The organism is Peterkaempfera griseoplana (assembly GCF_001418575.1).
In the GTDB taxonomy this organism is placed as follows: domain Bacteria; phylum Actinomycetota; class Actinomycetes; order Streptomycetales; family Streptomycetaceae; genus Peterkaempfera; species Peterkaempfera griseoplana.
Genome location: NZ_LIQR01000397.1, coordinates 1 through 20,611, shown reverse-complemented (window position 1 = coordinate 20,611; position 20,611 = coordinate 1). Strand labels below are relative to the sequence as shown.

13 protein-coding genes are annotated in these 20,611 nt (G+C 72.0%); 6 read left to right on the top strand and 7 right to left on the bottom strand.

Annotation, left to right across the window (positions count from 1 at the left end; translation table 11 throughout):
• Window positions 1–911, top strand: a 911-nt coding sequence (locus AOK09_RS27300) for an RNA polymerase subunit sigma-70 (protein ID WP_055589908.1), incomplete at its 5' end; no start/stop codon positions are given.
• A gap of 220 nt (window positions 912–1,131) precedes the next feature.
• Here the strand turns inward: AOK09_RS27300 and AOK09_RS27295 are convergent.
• Complete coding sequence (locus tag AOK09_RS27295; RefSeq protein ID WP_055589912.1) at window positions 1,132–2,355, bottom strand: RNA-guided endonuclease InsQ/TnpB family protein; 1,224 nt, start codon at window positions 2,353–2,355, stop codon at window positions 1,132–1,134.
• 24 nt (window positions 2,356–2,379) lie between these two features.
• Here AOK09_RS27295 and tnpA point away from each other — a divergent pair, with 24 nt between their 5' ends.
• Complete coding sequence (gene tnpA, locus AOK09_RS27290) at window positions 2,380–2,811, top strand: IS200/IS605 family transposase (protein WP_079063469.1); 432 nt, start codon at window positions 2,380–2,382, stop codon at window positions 2,809–2,811.
• A 93-nt stretch (window positions 2,812–2,904) separates the two neighbouring features.
• Here the strand turns inward: tnpA and AOK09_RS27285 are convergent, their stop codons facing one another.
• Window positions 2,905–3,702: a YwqG family protein gene (locus tag AOK09_RS27285; RefSeq protein ID WP_079063471.1), complete on the bottom strand. Its 798-nt coding sequence runs from the start codon at window positions 3,700–3,702 to the stop codon at window positions 2,905–2,907.
• Window positions 3,703–4,046: 344 nt separating this feature from the next.
• Between AOK09_RS27285 and AOK09_RS27280 the strand changes: the two genes are divergently transcribed.
• The gene (locus AOK09_RS27280; protein WP_157876052.1) at window positions 4,047–4,961 is read left to right on the top strand and encodes a nuclease-related domain-containing protein; all 915 of its coding nucleotides are present in this window, start codon (window positions 4,047–4,049) and stop codon (window positions 4,959–4,961) included.
• A 224-nt stretch (window positions 4,962–5,185) separates the two neighbouring features.
• Here the strand turns inward: AOK09_RS27280 and AOK09_RS27275 are convergent, their stop codons facing one another.
• The 4 genes from AOK09_RS27275 to AOK09_RS27260 all read right to left on the bottom strand — a co-directional run bounded on the left by AOK09_RS27275 (window position 5,186) and on the right by AOK09_RS27260 (window position 10,937).
• Window positions 5,186–6,118: a YhjD/YihY/BrkB family envelope integrity protein gene (locus tag AOK09_RS27275; RefSeq protein WP_079063468.1), complete on the bottom strand. Its 933-nt coding sequence runs from the start codon at window positions 6,116–6,118 to the stop codon at window positions 5,186–5,188.
• Window positions 6,119–6,589: 471 nt separating this feature from the next.
• Window positions 6,590–7,906 (bottom strand): diacylglycerol/lipid kinase family protein, encoded by a 1,317-nt coding sequence (locus AOK09_RS27270; RefSeq protein WP_055589905.1) that lies wholly within the window; start codon window positions 7,904–7,906, stop codon window positions 6,590–6,592.
• A gap of 14 nt (window positions 7,907–7,920) precedes the next feature.
• On the bottom strand, window positions 7,921–8,334 hold the full coding sequence (locus tag AOK09_RS27265) for an SHOCT domain-containing protein (protein WP_055589904.1): 414 nt from the start codon (window positions 8,332–8,334) through the stop codon (window positions 7,921–7,923).
• A gap of 389 nt (window positions 8,335–8,723) precedes the next feature.
• Complete coding sequence (locus AOK09_RS27260; protein WP_245687501.1) at window positions 8,724–10,937, bottom strand: ATP-binding SpoIIE family protein phosphatase; 2,214 nt, start codon at window positions 10,935–10,937, stop codon at window positions 8,724–8,726.
• An 828-nt stretch (window positions 10,938–11,765) separates the two neighbouring features.
• Here AOK09_RS27260 and AOK09_RS27255 point away from each other — a divergent pair.
• The 3 genes from AOK09_RS27255 to AOK09_RS27245 all read left to right on the top strand — a co-directional run bounded on the left by AOK09_RS27255 (window position 11,766) and on the right by AOK09_RS27245 (window position 17,469).
• Window positions 11,766–12,119, top strand: coding sequence for a DUF1330 domain-containing protein (locus AOK09_RS27255; protein ID WP_055589903.1), 354 nt, complete (start codon window positions 11,766–11,768; stop codon window positions 12,117–12,119).
• A 744-nt stretch (window positions 12,120–12,863) separates the two neighbouring features.
• Window positions 12,864–13,055, top strand: a complete 192-nt coding sequence (locus AOK09_RS27250; RefSeq protein WP_055589902.1) for a hypothetical protein — start codon at window positions 12,864–12,866, stop codon at window positions 13,053–13,055.
• A gap of 505 nt (window positions 13,056–13,560) precedes the next feature.
• Entirely contained in the window at window positions 13,561–17,469 is a 3,909-nt protein-coding gene (locus tag AOK09_RS27245) for a carboxypeptidase regulatory-like domain-containing protein (RefSeq protein WP_245687500.1), read from the top strand.
• Between the two features lie 115 nt (window positions 17,470–17,584).
• Here AOK09_RS27245 and AOK09_RS43270 read toward each other — a convergent pair whose 3' ends face one another.
• Entirely contained in the window at window positions 17,585–19,843 is a 2,259-nt protein-coding gene (locus AOK09_RS43270) for an ATP-binding protein (RefSeq protein ID WP_265736745.1), read from the bottom strand.
• Window positions 19,844–20,611 lie beyond the last annotated feature (768 nt).

Genomic DNA, 20,611 nt, shown 5'->3' with positions numbered 1-20,611 from the left:
CCGAGGACCTGGTCCAGGAGACCTATCTGCGTGCCTGGACGGCCTGGGGGTCCTTCGAGGGGCGGTCGTCCGTGCGGACCTGGCTCCACCGCATCGCGACCAACCTCTGCCTCACCGCCCTGCGTGACCACCGCCGCCGCATCCTGCCGTCCGGATTGGGCGCCCCAGGTGAGGGCGCCGAACTCCCGGCGGGCGACGGCCGCACCGGAAGGCTCTGGCTGGAGCCGTTCCCCGGCCATACGGGGGACGGCGCCGACCCCTCGGAGGTGGTGCTCGCCAGGTCGGATCTGCGGCTGGCGCTGGTGGCGAGCCTGCAGCACCTGCCGGCGCGCCAGCGCGCGGTGTTCCTGCTGCGCGACGTGCTGGCCTACCCGGCCGGCGACGTCGCGGAGATGCTCGGTACTAGCGTGGCCGCGGTCAAGAGCGCGCTCCAGCGCGCACGGGCCACGCTGGAGGAGGCCGCGCCCCGCCGGGAGCTGCTGGCCGAGCCGAGCGCGCCCGAGGCGAGGGCGGTCCTCGACCGGTACATGGCCGCGTTCGAGAGTGCGGACATGGAGGGGATGGCGGGTCTTCTGCGCGACGACGCGACCCTGGAGGTCGTCCCCACCGGCGCCTGGTTCAGGGGCAAGCGGGCCTGTGTGGCGCACCTGGCCGAGCGGGTGCTCACAGCCCCCGGGCTGTACCGGATGTTCCCGGCCGCGGCCAACGGGCAACCGGCAGCGGTCGTATACGCCCGCGGCGGGGCGGGAGAGGCGTTCACACCCTTCGGGGTCGTCGTGCTGACGACGGACGGCAGGCACATCACCACCCTCACCACATTCGCCGACCCGGGTCTGGTCGGCCGGTTCGGCTTCCCCGGCGTACCCCCTCACGGCCGCCCGCGCCACGGGGGCGGTCCCCCGGGCCGTTGACCCGTCACCGGCCACCCGGCCGCGGCCGGGTGGCCGGCACCGACGGCGGCGTACCGCCGCGGGCGTCCGGCGCGCCCGCGGCCGTGGGGCGCCGTCGGCTGGGCCGGACCTGCCGGAGGCGCGTCCGGCCGTCAGCAGCACTGCCAGGTGAACATCGCCCTCCCGAACCGCCGCGCCGCCAGATCCTCCGGCCGGATCAGCCATTGACATCCTCTCCGCCCTAAAGGACGGAGTGTCCCGCCTGACTGCCGGATGCCCGGCTCGCCTTCGGGTGGGTTCCTGTTTCTTCGCGCTGTGCCGGGACGAGTCCCGGTCTTACCCGCGCTCCACAGGCTGTCACCGCCAGTCCGGCGGCCTTCGCGACGTTGACCGCCGCATTGATGTCCCGGTCAAGGTGAGCCCCGCAGGCCCCGCACGTCCACGTACGGATGTGCAGAGGCTTGGGACCGTCCTTGACGCCGCACTGCGAGCACACCTGGGATGTCGGCTCGAAGCGGCCGATGCGGTGGAAGGTGCGCCCGTACAGGGCGGCCTTGTACTCCACCATCGTGGTGAACGCCGACCATCCGGCGTCGTGCACGGACTTCGCGAGGCGGGTACGGGCGAGTCCCTTGACCGCCAGGTATTCCACCGCAACCGCTTGATTCTCGCGGATGATCTTCGTGGAGAGCTGATGGTGGAACTCGCGCCGCGCATCGGCGGTCCGTGCGTAAGCACGCGCAACCCTGATCCGGGCCTTCGCCCGGTTCTTCGACCCCTTCGCCTTCCGGCTCAGATCCCGCTGCGCCTTCTTGAGCTTCTTCTCGGCCCGGCGCAGGAAGCGCGGACTGTCGATCTTTGTGCCGTCCGAGAGGATCGCGAAGTGAGTCAGGCCCAGGTCGATGCCGACGACGTTGTCCGTGGCGGGAAGCATCTCGGAGTCGGTCTCGACCACGAACGACGCGAAGTAACGGTCTGCACCGTCCTTGACCACAGTCACCGTGGACGGAACCGACGGCAGGGAACGCGACCACGTCACGGCCAGGTCGCCGACCTTGGGGAGCCGGAGCTTTCCGCCGGTCGTGATCCTCCATCCGGCGTTCGCGGTGAACCGGACCGACTGCCGGGTGTCCTTGCGGGACTTGAACCGGGGCGCACCCGTCTTGGGGCGCTTGCCCTTGAGGCCGTCGAAGAAGTTCTTGTAGGCGGTGTCCAGGTCCCGCAGGGACTGCTGCAACACGACCGATGACACCTCGGCGAGCCACGCACGCTCGGGAGTCTTCTTCGAGGCGGTGAGCTGCTTGGACAACTCCCCGGACGGGACGAACGGCAGCCCGGCGGCTCGGGCGGTCTCACGAGCCCGAAGGGCATCGTTGAAGACGACCCGAGCACACCCGAACGCCCTCGCCAGCGCTGAGCGCTGACCGGCGCTCGGGTACACGCGGAAGCTGTACCGAAGCTGCACGTCGATCACTCTACCCTTTGGTTTATGTCACCACGATGGAATCCAAACCCCGACGTACGCACCGGTCGACACGTCGTCCACAACCTGCACGTCCACTTGGTTTTTGTCACGAAGTACCGGCGCAAGGCCATGACCGGCGCCATGCTGACGCGGTGCGAAGAGATCATGCGGGAGGTCTGCACGGACTTCGAGGCCGAGCTGAAGCAGTTCAACGGTGAGGAAGACCACGTGCACCTGCTGGTGCACTACCCCCCGAAGGTCCAGCTCTCCAAGCTGGTCAACTCCCTCAAGGGCGTCTCGGCCCGGATGCTGCGCAAGGAGTACGACAGTCACGTCCGGCGGTACCTGTGGAAAGGACACTTCTGGTCCGGCTCCTACTTCGCCGGGTCCTGCGGCGGTGCACCGCTGACCGTGGTCAAGCAGTACATCGAGAACCAGAAGCGCCCCATGGGCTGAGGTGAACACTGCGGACCCGCGCCCCTGGTGCTGGTCAGAGCAGTTCAGAGATGACCTTCACCCCCGCCCTGAAGGGCGGAGCACTGGCCAAGATCAAAGGTAGAGCGCGCCGCAGTCACCCCACATCATCCCGGCGGCGTCGTCGCTGTCGAACTGCGCCAGCAGGACCCAGCGCTGCGCCTCCGCCTCGATCCGGGGGTCGTCCCAGGGCACCCCACCGCCCAGGACCGCGTGCGCGACCTCGTGGTCCACCGGGTTCTGCACCGGGTGTGCATGGCCTCCGAGCTGGTGGCCGACCTGGTCGCGGAGGTCGTACAGGCCGTCCAGGAACGTCCGCACATGAGCGGGCCGGTCGTCCGGCGCACCCGGGACGCGGGGTGAGCCGAGGGCCGCGTCGCCGCGCGGGTGCCATGGGTCCGGAGCGCTCACCTCCATCCGGGCGGCCAACGCCACCCGGGGATAGGCCTCCAGACCGGACGGGACGGCAGCCTCGGCCGTCTCGGTGCCTGCCGGGACGTACAGCACCCGGGCCCCGGCCCAGGAGTCGGGCTCGTCCACGAAGACCACCGACTCGCCGTCGTCGACCTGGCCGTCGAAGTAGAAGAACAGCAGGGTGCCCTGCCCGGGGAACCCCTGGGCTACGGCCTCCCGGGGCAGGGCCGCGCAGTCCACCGCCGCGACGAAGGACAGCGGCCCGTGACCGGGCCACTCGGGCCACTCCTCCCCCGCCGGCAGCCGCGGCACCCCGCCGAGTTCCACGGCCACCGGCTGCCCCGCTTCGGCCGGGAGCAGCCGTACGCAGGGGAGCAGCAGTTCGGTCCAGCGCGCCGCGATGTCGGCGGGCAGGTGTTCGGCGGCCAGCGCCGCGTACGGCCGGGGCGATGCAGTCATACCGCCGAGCATGGCCCACACCACTGACAGTCCCGCCGTCAGCGGCCGGTCCCCGGCCACAGCAGGGCGGCGTCGCGGGTGCGGCCGGATGCGCCGTGGGCGCACTCCCGGGACGACGACGTCGCTCGTACGCACTCCCCGGCCGCGGGTGGTCTCCACGCATCCGTCGGACACGGCCCACGGCGGTGGGGCACCATGTCCGGGTCGGACGCCGGGAACCGGGCGGCACCGACGGACCATCGAGGGCGTCGCGTCACGACCGGAGTTGACGGTACGTCATGGTCTCGAAGCGCGGCGCTCCCGTGGTGACCTCGCTGCCGAACGCTCAGCGCCGAGGGGGCCGGATGGACGATCTCGTGGTCAGACGGTGGCGGCGGAACGGCCAGGACCGCGTGTACGTCCACCGCGCGGGGCCGCGCGGCGAGTCGGTCGCCTACTACGACTACCGCAGTGGCGCGCTCCGCATTCTCGTACCGGCCGCGGAGGAAGCGGCCCGGGCCTGCCTCGACCGGTGGAAGCGGGAGCAGCGAACACCACGGCCGCGCCCCTCCGACACCCCGTCGGCCGCATCCGGCGGCCCGTCACCGCTCCCGGTCCCGCCGCTGCCACCCCTCACGCCGGACGAGGACCTGGCGGGCAACCGCCCGGGCGCCGCACTCGTCGCTCTGACGCGGGACAGGGACCGGCAGCGACAGCAACTGGCCCGCTGGGGCGCACGCCCCACCCGGGACCCCCTGCTGCCGACGGAGATCCAGATCGGCATCGCGGGGGAAGTCTTCGTGGGCCAGGCCCTGGAGCGGCTGCTCCCGGACGGCTGGCGAGTCCTGCACGCGGTGCAGTGGCCGAGCGGTGGCGACATCGACCACCTGTTGATCGGACCGCCCGGCGTGATCACGGTGAACAGCAAGCACCACGCCGACACCAGCGTCTGGGTCGGTGAGGCCGAGGTGCGGGTGGACGGGCGGAGCACGGACTACCTGCGCAGCAGCATCAACGAGGCCCGTAGGGTGGCCGGGCTGCTGCTGAGGTGGTGCGGCTGGGCGGTACCCGTCCACCCGGTGATCGCGGTGGTCGGGGCGCGCCGGATCCGCATCGAGGCGAGGGAACCACGGGTGCCCGTCGTGGACGGGGCAGCCGTCGACCGGTTCGTGACGCGACTCCCTGCCGCACTGGGCGCAGCACAGGTGGACCAGGTCTTCGACGTCGCTCGCCGCAGACGTGTCTGGCTGGAGCCGGTCAGCCGTGAGCACCACCGCTGACCTCCGGCGCCCGCCGACCTTCCGCACCGGACCCTCAACGCACCCGGAACGGCTTCACGGCGCGCCCGGCAGGGACCTCGCCATTCCGGCCTCTGGCCGACCTGATCGCAGCCCCCGGCCTCCCCTGACGCCCCGTCGGCTCCCGCCTCCGCCGTACGCCCGGGCTGACCAGGGAGTTCCTCGTTGCTCGACTCGATGACCTGACGCAAGGGCTTCGAGCAACTTCAGACACGCCCCTGCGGCGGGTCATCGGTGCGCCGGCTGCCGGTGGTGCCGCTGCCGCGTGGGTCTCCCCCCGAGGCGGGCGGGGCGCGGTGTTCGAGGTACAGGCGGCCGACCGCTCCCCCGAGGTGGACCACCACGCCCACCGCCACCAGCCAGGACAGGATGGTCATGACGGTGCCGATGGGGCCGTAGCTGCGTTCGTTGGCCACGATCGCCTCCGAGAAGTAGCGCGCGGAGAACACCCCGAGGCCCGTCCAGCACACAGCGGTGGCCAGGGCGGCGGGGAGGAGGGAGCGCCACCGGACCGTGCCCGCGAGCAGCACCGCCATGCTCCACCACCAGAAGAACACCGCCAGGACGAAGGCCGCCAGGCTCTGCGCCACCGGGCCGCCGAGCGGGCCGAGCGCCCGGCCGGTCGCGGACTGCGCGGTGCCGTAGGCGAGTACCGAGCCGAGCCAGAGGAGCTGGGCCGTCCAGTCCCGCCGCCACCCCCTGGTCGAGGTGTCGAACACCCTGCGGTACCAGCCTTGCAGGGTGCCGGCGATCGCGACCGCTCCCAGGATCAGCAGGAGGATGCCGGCTGTGGTGAGCGTACCCATGCCCGGTGCGGAGGTGATCAGGTTGCCCACGGCTTGCGCGGCCTGGCGGTCCAGACCGAGCCAGCCCGCCACCACGGCTGCGGCGTCCCGGTCGGTCGCGGCGGTGACGACGATGAGGAAGGGGAAGAAACAGAGGATCGAGAGCGCGGCCAACTGGAAGGAGTTGCCGAAGAAGTCGACCGCGTTGAGCCGGCCCCACAGTCTCCCCGCCCCACCGGCCCGCAGGCGGTGTGTGGCGGCCGACCCTGCGCTGCCGAGGCGGTTCGCAGCCGTCCGCCCGTCGCGCCCCGGAGCAGGCTCGCGCGGACCGGCTGATCTCCTGCGGCCTGTCATGGAACCACAGTGCACCCGCTGCACGGGCGCGGCTCGGCGGCACGGGCGGTGGTGGGCACGGCAGCGTCCAGGCCGCCCGACCGTGAGGCGGCCCGCCGACGGACCGTGGAGGGAAGGCGAACGTCCGCTTCGGTGCCGGTGCGGACCGCCGACCCGGCAGGGCGGTGAGGGGGATGTGCGGATGGCCGGCCTGCTCGGGTTCCGCGATCCATCCGGAGGAGGTGCCGTACCGCCTCGCTGATCGGCCGGAGCCGCCACGCCCGGCTCTGGGTCGGGACGACCAACGGCGACGGCTTCGGCGTGAGCCGGTACGAGGGCGACGGGGCCGGTGTGCGGTCCGAGCCCCCGGGCAATCTGCCCGGCGCCCGGAGGGCGTGCCGGATTGCTGCTACGGCGTGATCCGGGCCGGGCGGGACGTGGTACGCCCCCTCGGACCTCCGATGCCCTGAACCCGCCGCGACAGGCGGTCCGCTACCCGCGCGCGGTACGGCCGGCGGTGCCGGCCAGCCGCCGCACCCGGTGCCAGTCCAGGGCCGGCTTGGCCCGGGGCACGCCGGGGCGGTTCCGGGGCACCCGCACCCGCAGGGCGCCGGCGGCGATGCGGCAGCGCACCGGGGCGGGAAGGGTGAGAGCCTCCCCGTCGACCCCGACGGGAACGGTGGGGCTGTGGGCCTCGACCACGACGTCCCGGGCGGTGAGGCGGGACAGCCCCGAGGAGTGGGCACCGCGCAGCATCCCGGCGGCCTGGGCGGCGTTGTCAACCTTGACCGCGAGCACCCCCAGCAGGCCGGAGTCGAGCCGGACCCGCAGCCCGAGACCCGCCGGATCGCCGGTGCGGTACGGGTTGTTGCTGACGAGGACGGCCTGCGGGGCGTCCACGACCGCCGGCCCGGCCCGCAGGACGAGGTGGGGGCCGCGCTGGTGGGTGAGGATCTCCGGCAGCATCCGCAGGGTGGTGCGGGCCTTGTCATCCCGGTACGCCGGGCTCTGCACCACGGCCGCGTACGCACCGAAGGACGCGTTGTTGACGAAGACCCGTTCCCCGGCGAAGCCGAGGTCCACCTCCAGGTCGACGCCGTCGGTGAGCGCCTCCAGGGCGGCGGCGGGGTCCTGCCGGTCCAGGCCGAGGTCCATCGCGAAGTGGTTGCGGGTACCGGCCGGGATCACCAGGAACGGCACCCGGCGGGCCGCGGCGACCTCGGCGACCGCGGCCTGGGTGCCGTCACCCCCGGCCACGCCCAGCAGGTCGGCGCCGTCGTCGACCGCCCGGCGGGCGAGTTCGGCCACGTCCTGCGGATGGGCGGGGTCGAGCACCAGGACCTGCGCGCCGAGCGCCTCGGCCTTCTCGACCAGGCCGAAGGCGCCGACCTTCCCGCCACCCGACCGGGGATTCATGATCAGAAACGGTCGGCGGGCCGGGGCGCCTCGTCGCTCCCGCGCCTCCTCGGGCGCGGTCTGCCGGGCCAGCGCGGCCCGGGCGCTGGAGCCGGCCAGCGCCCACAGCAGTACGGAGACGACCGCCACCCAGAGCAGCCCGTACGCCGCGTAGAGGGCCACGACCGCGATCGGGGCGACCACCGCCGGAACGAGGGCGAGAGCCCGTATCGCACCGGTCCGGGCCAGCACCCACCACACCCCGGCCGCGGCGACGGCGATGCCCGCCAGACCCGCCGCCACCAGGACCAGGCTTCGCAGCCCGGCGTACACCAGGGGCAGCAGCAGAGCCGCCGTCCCTGCCGCCAGGGCCAGCCGTGCGTCCCACCGTCCGGCGGCCGGGCGTCGGGTCACGGGAGCCTCCCCGCTCAGCGCAACCGCAGAAGCTCCTCCTTGGCCCGTTGGAACTCGGCCTCCGTCAGTTCGCCTTTGGCCTTGAGGTCGGAGAGCCTGCTCAACTGGTCCACCCCGGTACTTCCACCCGCGGTGCGCCGGATGTAGGAGTCCATCGACTCCTGCCGCTCCTGCGCCTGCCGCAGCTCGCGTTCGCCCATGCTCCGGCCGCGTGCGATGAGGTAGACGAAGATGCCCAGGAAAGGCAGCACCAGAACGAAGAGAAGCCAGCCTGCCTTGCCCCAGCCGCCGAGTTCCCGGTCGCGGAAGATGTCGCCGACGACGCGGAACAGCACCACCAGCCAGAGGACCCAGAGGAAGACCCACATCACGGTCCAGAAGGCGCCCAGGACCGGGTAGTCGTAGGCCAGATACAGGTGATCCGCCATCACTGTTCTCCCTGCTCCCCGAGCCTGCGGGCGTTGCCCGAGCCTGCGGGCTCACCCGCTCCTCACCGTACGCCCGCACGGCCGCCTCGGCCTCGCGATGTGCGGCGAGCGGGGGACGGGGCCGTCCCGAGCGCACCGCCCCGGCCTCGATGCGGACGTGGCGGTCTCACGGCCAGTCGATCAGGAAAAGGGAACGGGGAACCGGGCGGAGTCGGGCATGGATTGGGCGGTCAGCGGGTCGCGGAAAAGCCGCCGCCGTCCGCTCACCGAATGCTCGCGCCGGAGGCGATTCCGAGACGGACGCCTGTCGGTCTCCTGTCCGCAAGCCTTTCGAGCGGCACCCCGGCCGTCATCAGCGGCACATCGCTGCTTGCCGCCGGCGAAGGATGTCAGGCTGCGCGCTGCACCGCCGACCCCACACCGCGTGGCGCGGCGTTCGGCAGCTCCTGTTCCGTCCAGAGGCACTTGCCGTCCTGGAGATACCGGGCGCCCCAGCGACCTGACAGGGCAGCGACGAGTTGCAGGCCGCGTCCGCCTTCGTCGGTGTTGTCGGCACGGCGGATGCGGGGGGTGTTGAGGCTGCCGTCGTAGACCTCGCAGGTCAGGGTCCGGCTGCGCAGAAGGCGGAGCCGGACGGGGCCCGTGGCGTGCCGGATGGCGTTGCCGACCAACTCGCTCACCAGCAGTTCCGTGACGAACACCAGGTCGGTCAGTCCCCAGGCCGCGAGCTGTGCGCGGATGTACTGGCGGGCCTGTCCGGCCGCTCGGGGGTCCTCGGGGAGGTCGCAGCCGGCGACGTCACCGGGGTCGGCGCATCGGGTGTGGACGATGAGCAGGCCGGCGTCGTCATTGGTCTGCCCGCTGTCGGGCAGCAGCTCCGAGACGATCTCGCCGCACATCTCCTCCAGGCACCGGACGTCGACGTCCTCGTCGGTGGCCTGGAAGTACGCGGCGGGCGAGGCGACCTTCGCCAGGACCTGCTGCAGGCGGGCCAGCCCCTGCTCCACGTCCTGGGTGGACGACTCGATGAGCCCGTCCGTGCACAGGACGAGCAGGCTCTCGTCCGGCAAATGCAGCAGGTGTGTCTCGAAGGGCGGCTGTGCGGCGCCCAGCGGCGGGTCGGCGGCGACGGCAGGGCAGTGGACGGTCCCGTCCGGGTGGACGACGACCAGTTGGGGGTGGCCGGCCAGGGCGTAGCAGAAGGTGCGGGCCACCGGGTCGAAGATCCCGTAGAGGCAGGTGGCGTAGAAGTCGTCGCCCAGCTCGGAGACCATGTCGTTGAGGCGGTCGAACAACTCGTCGGGAGGTATGTCCAGGTCGGCGAGGGTGCTGACGGCGGTGCGCAGCCGTCCCATGGTGGCCGCCTCGGCGATCCCGTGTCCCATCACGTCGCCGATCACGATGGCGACCCGGTCGGCGGAGAGCGGGATCATGTCGTACCAGTCGCCGCCCACCTCCTCGCCCTGGCCTGCGGGCAGATAGCGGGCGGCGGCGCTGGCGGCGGGCAGGCGGGGCAGTGCCCGGGGCAGCAGTCCGCGCTGCAGTTCCCGGGCGCGGGCGTGCTCCCTGTCGTAGAGGCGGGCCCGCTCCAGGGCCTGGCCGACCAGACCGCTCAGGGCCGTCAGCAGGGTGCGCTCGTCGTCGCTGAACGGGTGCGGCTCGCCGAAGGACACCGTGCACAGGCCGATGGTCCGGCCGGAGGCGATCATCGGCAGGAACGCCCACGCCCCCTTCGGCGACTTGGCGCTCACCTCGCCCATCGAGGGATAGAGCCGCTCGTACTCGGCTTTGGACTCGATGAACCGGGGAGTACGGGTCCGCACGACGTCGTGGACCGTGGCGTACTCGGAGAGCGGGAACCCGTCCATCAGCCTGGTGAACTCCGGCGGGTATCCGGCCGAGCCGACGGCGTACAGCCGGTCGTCCTCCTCGCGCACCTGGAACAGCAGCCCGTCGGCTCCGAACGGGGGCATCACATGGTCCGCGACGGCCTGCACGACGTCCTGGGAGGTCACGGCCTCGGCGAGCGCGGCGGTCAGCTCGCCCATCAGCCTGGAACGCTCCACCATGGATGCCGGACCAGGGGCCGGCGAGTCGAGCACACTCTGCACCTGCGCCGCGGTCCATGCCGCTATGGCGTACAGAAAGGACCGCTGCATCTCGTCCGGCTCGCCGACCCCGCCCGTGAGCACGGACAACGCGCCGAGGGGGCCGTCGGCCCCCATGAACGGCACCGCAGCCGTGCCGGACGCGCCGACCCCCAGGGGGTCCCCGTCCGCCCACACATAGCCGCCGTGCCGGACGGCGCGTGCAGGCGCCGCATCGTGCTCTCGGGGCAGCTGCACCCATCTTCCGGCGCACGCCGGGGCGAGCTCGTCGAAGGCCAACAGCCGCAGCCGTCCGTCAGCGGGGTCGCACCAGTGCGCCATGGCTTCCAGACCGTTCAGGCATGTCTTCGCCTGCCGGACGGCCAGCGCGAAGGCCAGGGCCAGGGTGCTGTCCGGCAGCCCTCCGTCCGGCGGCTGAGCAGCCGGCGAGCCCCCGGGATTCACCCGGGTCAGCGGACCGGAGCAGCCTCCGAAGGAGCTCTCCCCAACTGTCATCTCGCCCTGCCCTTCTCTGCAGGAGGACGGAGAAATGGTATAAACCGCTAAATTTCGCCCCTCCCACAGAACGCTAGCACTCTTCAGGTCGAGGGGTCTCCGCCCTCCGGCCCGCCCCCCGCGCAGGCCGTTCCGGGCCTGTCCGTGACCTGCCGCAGCAAGCGCGAGCACCGCCGACGCCGGTGAAGGACCCCTCGCACGCGTCAGCGCCGAGGCTGCGGCCCTCTCGGGATCGGCGAGGTCAAGCGCCTCGACCCCGGGCCCGTCAACGGTTCGCGCCCCGCCCAGCACAGTGGCCCCGGCCCGCTCCAACGCCTCCCGCACAGCCCGCCCGATACCGCGCGTCACTCCGGTCACGACAGCAGTCCGGCCGGTGAGATCGGGAAGCGCGGAAGTACTCCAAGAAAAAGTGTCCATGTCGCGAGGCTATGGATTGACATCAGTGTCAAGGTCAAGCGCCCGATGCCGATGATCCGGCACGGCTGATCAAGGGAGCCGTCGGGTCGGTCTCGGACGGCTTGCGGGACCGGCGGGATGCTGCGGCAATGGATAGGCGGGCGCTGCATCACCCTCGCGGGGCGACGGGTCTCTCGCCGTCGCCGGCGGAGCCGAAGCAGCCGTTCCTCACACGCACGACCACGCACGACCATGCATGACGAAGGAGCCACGCCAGGATCCGCCTCGACCGGGCGTCCTCAGCACAACCGACGCGAGTCGGATCACAGCCAACATCTGCACCTGCCGGTCGGGCCGTCCTGCGTCGGCCCGTGCGGCACCCAGCGGTCCTCACGGACGCGCGCCGGCGCACCGGAAAAGGAAGAGACGGGCATGAGCACGTACCTGATCGGTCACCTGCGGATTCCCGGAGGCGTTCCGAACGAGGAGGGTCTGTCCTATCTGGAGCAGGTCGAGGCCACCGTCGCACCGTACGGGGGGAAGTGGCTCGCACAGGGAGACGTGGATGTGATCGAGGGAGCCTGGCCGGGCTCGCTCGTACTCATGGAGTTCCCCGACCGTGCCGCAGCGGACGCCTGGTACAACTCCCCCGAGTATCAGGCGATCCTGCCCCTGCGCCTCAACAACGTGATTGCGGACGTCATCCTGGTGGACAGCCTTCCCGACGGCTTCACCGTCCGCGGCTTCGCACAGCAGATCCGCGCCTCACGGACTTCCCACAGCTGACCCCGGTGTCGACCGCACGGCATTCCCGCCCCGCTGACCTGGACTTTCTTCCTGTGCCAGCGAGAGGTGGCCGTCCCTCGCAGCATCCGCTCGGCCGCACTGCGGACACGTCCGAGTCCATCCGCCGCACGTAGCGACTCCGGCGGGCGTTAGAGGTCGGACCGGGGCAGGGCCACCGGGCGCATCCCTCGTGGAACTGCGCGTTCACGACGGAGAGTTGCACGGTGGGCCGACGGGAGCGGGCCCGCACCCACCTCGGCCCTGATCGGCCGCACGACCTCCCTGGACACAACCCGTTGTCAGCTCAGCACGGCCGCACAGGCACCGACGGCGCCGCACCCTCAGGGGTGCGGCGCCGTTCCTGCTGCGTCCTGGAGTGCACTGGCGGACCGTATCTGTGCACGGAGGGGCAATTCTGCGCCGGTTGCGGTGTCTAGCTTGGTCAGCAGCCTCCGCGCAGGTGGCAGACGGCCGCACGAAGAGGCACCCAGCGAGAGGAAGGTGTGGTGGCGAAGCTGAGCACACAGCCCTCGGCAGCCGTGGCGCCGGGCGGGTTCGCCACCGAAGCGTTCCTGGTCGTCCCGGGCCGGACAGGTGCACGCACCCGCGTTGCACGAGCCGACAGCGGAGGAGGGGGACGGGCATGAGCGAGCAGACGGACGGGGCTGTGGCCGGCCTGGAGCCCGGCAGGGAGCGCGTCGCCGCACGCCGGCCAGGGCCGGCCCGGAAGTGACCGGGCCGGAAGTGACCGGGCTGGACGCGGCCGGGGCGGGGACGGGACTCCCCGGCGGCGAGCGTCCGGACGGCGCCCGTGTGCCGAGCAGGTCGGCGGCCCGGGAGGGCAATGTGTTCGCCGAGGCCCGCCGGCAGCTCGCCGCGGAGGTGCTGCGGGCCGATGACACCACGGTGCCGACACCGCTCCCGCCGAGCGGCTGAGCTGCGGAAACGCGACCTCCGGGCGGGCTGCCGCCGGTCCGGAGAGGGTCGGGATCACCCTGGCCTGCGACCGGCCGAGACGGCGCGCGTCTCACATAGCATCTCTATTCATGATCTTTCTTGACTATTAAGTAGTTGACTGCGAAAAGATGTGCGGCACACCCACGTGATCGCTGTCGACCGCGCAGTCGCGTATGAGGTCAACCCCAACGCACAACCGCTCAGGAGTCGGACGTTGCCAAGAGTGAGGCTGTTCAGACCGGGCGCCGGGCGGACGCCCATACGCCTGACCGTTGTTCTCTCCGCTGTGCTGGCGGTGGTGAGTGCGGGGTTGCCGTTCGGCGCAGCCTCAGCCGCGGGAGCGGAGGCGGCCGGTGCGTCGCCGCAGGAGGGGAAGCCCTCTGTCGAGCAGGCGTGCGGTGCGCCCCGGCCCGGCAAGGTCGCGTGCTTCGCGTTGCGGCGCACCGACATCGTCGGAGAGAAGGGGGTCGTACCGGCCGCCACGATGCCCAGCGGATGGGGTGCGGCCGATCTGCGAAGTGCGTACAACCTGCCGGGTGACGGGGGTGAGGGCCGAACCGTCGCCATCGTGGACGCCTACGACGACCCGACGGCCGAGTCCGACCTGGCCGTCTACCGCGCCCAGTACGGTCTGCCGGAGTGCACCACCGCCAACGGCTGCTTCCGCAAGATCGACCAGCGGGGCGGCAGCGACTACCCGGAGCCCGACGGGGGCTGGGCCGGTGAGATCTCGCTCGACCTGGACATGGTCTCCGCGGCAGCTCCCGGCGCCCACATATTGCTGGTCGAGGCCGACAGCGACAGCTTCGAGGACATCTTCGCGGCGGTCGACCAGGCGGTCGCCCAGGGAGCACAGTACGTCTCCAACTCCTATGGAAGCCCCTACGACGGCACGCCCGGCAGCGGTGAGGACCCTGCCGAGACCACCGCGTTCGACGCCCACTACAACCACCCGGGCGTCGCGATGGTCGCCTCGTCGGGGGACTACGGATACGGCGTCACCTACCCGGCCGCCTCGCAGTATGTGACCGCCGTGGGCGGCACCGCGCTGACGAGGGACACCGGCACCGCCCGCGGATGGTCGGAGTCGGTCTGGTACAACGCCTACGGCGGCGGCGGATCGGGCTGTTCGGCGTACGAGCCCAAACCGGCCTTCCAGACCGACACCGGCTGTGGCATGCGGTCGGTGACGGACGTCGCGGCGGTCGCCGACCCCACCACCGGTGTGGCGGTCTACCAGACGTACAGCAGCTACGGCTGGGGGGTGATGGGCGGCACCAGCGCATCGGCCCCGATCATCGCGGGTGTCTACGCGGCCGCCGGCGTTCCCGCCGAGCACAGCTACCCCAATGCCTACCCCTACGCCGAGTCGCCCCATCTCAACGATGTGACCAGCGGCGCGAACGGCGACTGCACGCCCCGCTATCTGTGCACCGCCAGGACCGGCTACGACGGCCCGACCGGCCTGGGCACGCCCAACGGCCTCGAGGCCTTCCGCAGTTACCCGCACGGCACGGTGACCGGCACCGTCACGGACGCCGCCGGTGCCCCGCTGGCCGGGGCCGTCGTCACGGCCGGCGACCACCGGGCCACCACGGACGCCGACGGCCGCTACTCACTCGTGCTGCGACCCGGCACCTACGATCTGACCGCCGCCGCCTACGGTTACCGCAGCAGGACCGCCACCGGAGCGGTCGTCACCGACGGCGGTTCGGTCACCAGGAGCTTCGCGCTGGACGGGGCTCCGAGTCAGCGGGTCACCGGCAAGGTCGCCGACGGCTCCGGACACGGCTGGCCGCTGTACGCGGCGATCACCGTCGACGGCGTGGACGGCGCACCGGTCTTCACCGACCCCTCGACCGGCACCTTCGAGCTCCGGCTCCCCGAGGGCCGGGACTACACGCTGAAGGTCGCCACGCAGTACCCGGGCTACCGGGCGGTGACCAAGGACATCACCGTGGGGAGCTCGGCCCGGACGGTGGACATCGCCGTCCCGGTGGACACAGAGGCGGCCACCGCCCCGGGCTACGAGGTCCAGGTCACCGGTCCCACCGAGCCGTTCGACTCCAGGACCGCTCCGCCGACCGGCTGGAGCGTGGTCAACGCCGACGACACCGTCGGCGGCTGGGACTTCTCCGACCCGGGCCGCCGCGGCAACCGCACCGGCGGCAGCGGCACCTTCGCCGTGGTCGACAGCGACTGGATCGGCTGCTGCGAGCGCCAGGACAGCTCACTGCTCAGTCCCGTCTACGACTTCAGCGGCTACACCTCGCCCTGGACCTCGTTCTACACGGACTTCCTGAGCTACCCCGGCCAGACCGCCAGCGTCGACATCACCACCGACGGCGGCGCCACCTGGACCACCCTGCGGACGTTGTACGCCTCCTCGACCGGCCGGGTGGAGATCCCGCTCACCGACTACGCCGGTGCCAGGGCCGTCCAGCTGCGGTTCCGCTACATCGCCACCTGGGGCTTCTGGTGGCAGCTGGACGACGTCTTCGTCGGCAACCGCACCGCCGCCCCGGTGCCCGGCGGTCTGGTGACGGGTACGGTCACCGACGCCAACACCGGTGACGCCGTCGTCGGAGCCACCGTCACCAACGGCGACGCCACCGCGGAGTCGGCCGTGACCGCCGCCACCCCGGACGATCCGGGACTCGGCGACGGCTTCTACTGGATGTTCTCCGGCACCGCCGGCCGGCACCCCTTCACGGCGGTGAAGAGCAAGTACGCCTCCGACGCCACGACCGTGGAGGTGGCAGCGGACGGCATCACCGAGGCCGACCACACCCTCAAGGCCGGACGGCTCACCATCACCCCGGCCGCCGTCGACAGGACGCTGGACTGGGGCGGTACGGGCACCCAGAGGCTGACCGTGACGAACACCGGCACGGCCCCCGCCACCTTCGCCCTCGACGAGTACCCGGGCGGCTTCCGGATGCGGTCCTCCCAGGGCGCACCGCTCCAGGTGGTGCCGGGTGACTTCTCGCCGCTGCAGGAGCAGAGCGACAAGTCGGCCACCGGACCGGCGGCGGCACCCGCTGCCGCCGGTGACGCCTGGCAGCCGGTGGCGAACCTGCCGGTCGGCGTCTCGGACAGTGCAGTCGCCGCGGACGGGGGCAAGCTCTACTCCGCCTTCGGCTTCACCGGCAGCGAAGACACCTCCGACCTGTACGCCTACGACCCCGACTCCGGCTCCTGGTCCCGGCTCGCCCCGGCGGCCGACACCCGCGAGGCCCCGGCCAAGGGGTTCATCGACGGCAAGCTCTACGCCGTCGGCGGCTGGGGGGCCGACGGCTCGCCCGACGCCAAGCTGGAGATCTACGACCCGTCGACCGACACCTGGACCACCGGCGCCTCCACTCCCAAGCCCTACGCGGGTTCGGGCAGCGCGGTCCTGGACGGCAAGCTGTACGTCGTCGGCGGCTGTGAGGTCTCGAGCTGCGGCACCACCGATGTCTACGTCTACGACCCGGCCACCGACAGCTGGTCGAAGGCGGCCCCGTACCCCGAGGCCATCGCCTGGAGCGCCTGCGGTGCGATCGACGGCGTGCTCTACTGCGCCGGTGGCACGGCCGCCCAGGCCACCGCGCACGGCTACGCCTACGACTCCCTGTCCGACAGCTGGTCACCGATCGCCGATCTGCCGACCACCCTGTGGGGATCGGCCTACAGCGCCGCGAACGGACTGCTGCTCACCGTCGGCGGCAGGACCGGAGCCGGCATCACCAACCAGAGTCTCGCCTTCGACCCGCAGGCCGGCACCTGGAGCGCGCTGCCCAATGTGAGCTCCCCGGTCTACCGCGGTGGTGCGGCCCCTGGCTTCTACAGTGCCGGCGGCAAGCGCAGCAACATGTACGGCGTCCCCCCGACGTCCGCCGTCCAGGTGCTGCCCGGGTACGACCAGCCCGGCGGCGGCCAGGACGTGACCTGGCTCGACCTCGGCACCCGGCGGGCGACCCTCGCCCCGGGGGCCGGCACCACCGTGCTGGTCTCCCTGGACGCCGCGGCCGCCGAGGTCACCCAGCCGGGCGCGTACACCGCGAGGCTGCAGGTGCGCACCAGCACGCCGTATGCCGTCCCCGCCATCCCGGTGACCATGCACGTCGACCCGCCGAAGGACTGGGGCAGATACGCCGGTACGGTCCTGGGCGCCGACGGCGCGGGTGGTACGGCACCGCTCGCCGGGGCCGTCGTCCAGATCGACGGCAAGGCGTCGAGCCACACCCTGGTGACCGCCGAGGACGGCAGCTTCGCCCTGTGGCTGGACGCCCGTGGCGCCCCGCTCACCGTGACCGTGGCCAAGGACGGCTATCAGCCGGCCACCGCCAGGGTGAAGATCGCCAAGGGAACGACGACGCTCGGCGACGTCACCCTGAGGAAGGCCCTGTGATCACCGCTCCCGGCAGCTGAGCTGCTCCTCGCCGCCCCGTGTGGGCCGGTCCCCGGGACCGGCCCACACGGATCGAGCCGGTGGAGAGACCGACAGACGTCTCGGCGCACCGGCTTCACCGGGTGTCGAGGTCGGCGAGGCGTTCCCGGGCCGTGGCGATGTGCTCGGGGTTGGCCGCCTTGCCGAGGGTGAGGCACTGGGAGAAGGCGTCCCGGGCCTGGTCGCGGTGCCCTGCGGCCAGCAGGGCGTTGCCGAAGTGGGCCAGGGCACGGCTCTCCAGACCCGTATGGCCGCTGGCGCGGCAGAGGGTCACGGCGGTGCGCAGGTGGTCGGCGGCCTTCGGCCAGTCCTCGAGGTGGATGTGGGCCTGGCCGATGGTCGTCTCGATGTTCGCCCGGTTGAAGGCGGCGCTGTGCGGTTCGATGCGGTCGCCGGCCTGCTCCAGGAAGGCGAGCGTACGGGTGTTCTGCGCGATGGACTCCTCGTACCGGCCCGCCTGGAGCAGGGTCTCGCCGGCGCTGCTCATGGCGTGGAGGGTGCCGTGCAGGTCGCCCGCTGCTTCGAAGAGCTCGGCCGCCTCGCGATTGTGACGCGCCGCCGCGATGTGGTCGCCGAGCAGACTCAGCGCCCAGGCGGTGTAGCTGTGGGCCCATCCCTGCTGCGGGAGGTCCCGGGCGCGCCGGGCGGCCTCCAGGGCCTCGGCCGAGCGGTCGAGGCTCTCCCTGTGACGGCTCTCGCAGATGAGCAGGGCCCAGGCGAGGTTGTTGAGGTGCATGGCTTCCAGCAGGGGGTCGCCGAGGGCCTGGGCGCTGTCGGCGGCGGCGCGGCAGATCTCCGGCCAGTGTCCCCAGAAAATCCACTGGTCGGAGAACCAGTGCAGGGCTTCGGAGACGTTGACGACGGTGGTGTGGTCACCGGCGGTGGCGGCGGCGCGCAGGGCGGCGAGCCAGTTGGAGCCTTCGGCCTGGAGCCAGGTGCGGGCGTGCTCGGCGGTGGAGAGGTCGACGACGCCCTGCCAGCCGGCGGGCGGGGCGCCGTGGTCGGGGTCGTACCAGCGGCCGGCCACGACTGCGGTCTCCAGGAGCCAGCGGCGCAGTGCCGACCGGGCCGCCTCGGCCTCGCCGTCGGGATCTTCGGCACGCAGCCGGCCGCGGGCGTAGAGGCGCAGCAGGTCATGGAGGCGGTAGCGGTCCTGGTCGGCGGAGAGCAGGCCGGCCTCGACGAGTTCCTCGAGGGTGTCCTCGGTGTCGAACAGCGGCTGCCCGGTCAGCTGGGCGGCTCCGGCGGCGCTGGTGTCGGGGCCGTCGACCAGGGACAGCAGCCGGAACAGACGGGCGGCGGCCGGGGTGAGCTGACGGTAGGACAGCTCGAAGGCCGCCGAGAGGTGGAGATCACCGGCGGTCAGGCTGTCCAGGCGGCGATCTTCCTGCGCAAGGCGGTCGGCGAGGCGGCGTACGGTCCAGCCGGTGCGGGTGGCCAGCCAGTTGCCGGCCACCCGCAGCGCCAGTGGCAGATGCCCGCAGCGCTGGGCGACCTCGGCCAGCGCGGTCGGGTCGGCCTCGGCACGCTCGGGTCCCACCAGGGCGGTCAGGAAGGCGGCGGCGTCACCGGGACTGAGCTCGCCGATGGGCACCCGGTGGATGCTCTCCAAGCCGGTGAGCATCCTGCGGCTGGTGATCACCACCATGCCCGTGCCCGCGCTCGGCAGGAGCGGGCGAACCTGGGCCTCGTCGCGGGCGTTGTCCAGCACCAGCAGGCAGCGCTGCTCGGCCAGCACCTGCCGGTACAGCTCGGGATGCCCCTTGGGGCCGGCCTTGGCCAGATCCCGGTCGGCCACCCCCAGCGTTCTCAGCACGCGGAGTATCAGCTCGGCGGCTTCGGGCGGGTCGTCGTCCATGCCGCGCAGGTCGAGCATCAGCTGCCCGTCGGGGAAGCGCTCGGCCAGCTCCTGGGCGGCCTGCAGCGCCAGGGTGGTCTTGCCCGTCCCGGGCGGCCCGGACACCGCCACCACCACCGGGATCCCGGCGGCCTGCTGCTCGGCCAGTGCCGTCAGCCGGGTCAGCTCCGTGGTCCGGCCGACGAAGTCGTCGATGCCGCGGGGGAAGGCGCGCAGGCCGGCCTGACGGTGGCCGGGGGCGCGGCCGGTCCGGGCGGCGGCCAGCAGCCGCTCCCGATCAGCCTCGCCCAGTCCCAGTCCGTCCGCGAGTGCGGCCACCGTCCTGCGCTGAGGGGTCGCCCGTCGTCCGCGCTCCAGATCCCCGATTCCGCGGACGCTCACCCCCGACGCCTCCGCGAACGCCTCGATCGTCAGCGACGCGTCCAACCGCAACTGCCGCAGCAGCGCCCCGAACGCCGCACCACCCGCGTCGGCCACCCGTCCCATCCTGTTCTTCCGCACAGCCAGCACTTCGACCGCTCCGGCATGACACGCAGACCCGGGCCTCCGGCAGGCGATCTTAGAACACTGCCATCACGGAACCCGGGCGGCGACCAGGCGTCGCATAGTGAGATGACGAGTCGCCCGCTCACGGCGGACGTGGGGGCTACGGGTTCCCTTGCACCGCGGAGGGGGCCGTTCCGGTAGGCCGTGCGGTGCTGCGCCGGTTCCGCGAGCGCGGCTGTGTGCACTGCCTGCCCGCGACGCGGGTCCGGGTGTTCAGCGGCGGGGTACCTCGCTGCACCGGCGTCTCCTTACCTGCGGGGGCGAAATCGACCGGCGACCGCGCGGCGAATTCTTCTTGCCGGCACCGGGAATTCCGGAGATGCGGCGGGATTCCGGTTCTCGGGCGAACCGTGCATATAATCGCCGAAAATGCGCTGCAGGTGCGGGACATTGCATGGGAAAGTCCTTCTGCCCGCCTCCCTGAGGGCGAGGCCGTGACCGCCTTTCCGGGTTTGTGCGCTTCCCGTCCTCGGGCAGAGCCCGGGGTCACGGCAGCGGGCACCTTTCACCCGCCCGCGCGCATCACTGCTTTCCCAGCGGTACGGGACGCGGGCGGCCCGGTGCACTGCCGGGCCGAAAAAGGTGCACTGCCAGGCAATACGCGAAGGCGTGGACGTCCTAGCGTCGTTCTCCGGCAGCCGGGTGGGCCCGGGTCCATACCCGCCCGTCCGGCCGCCTCCAGTCATCCGTATCCCGCAC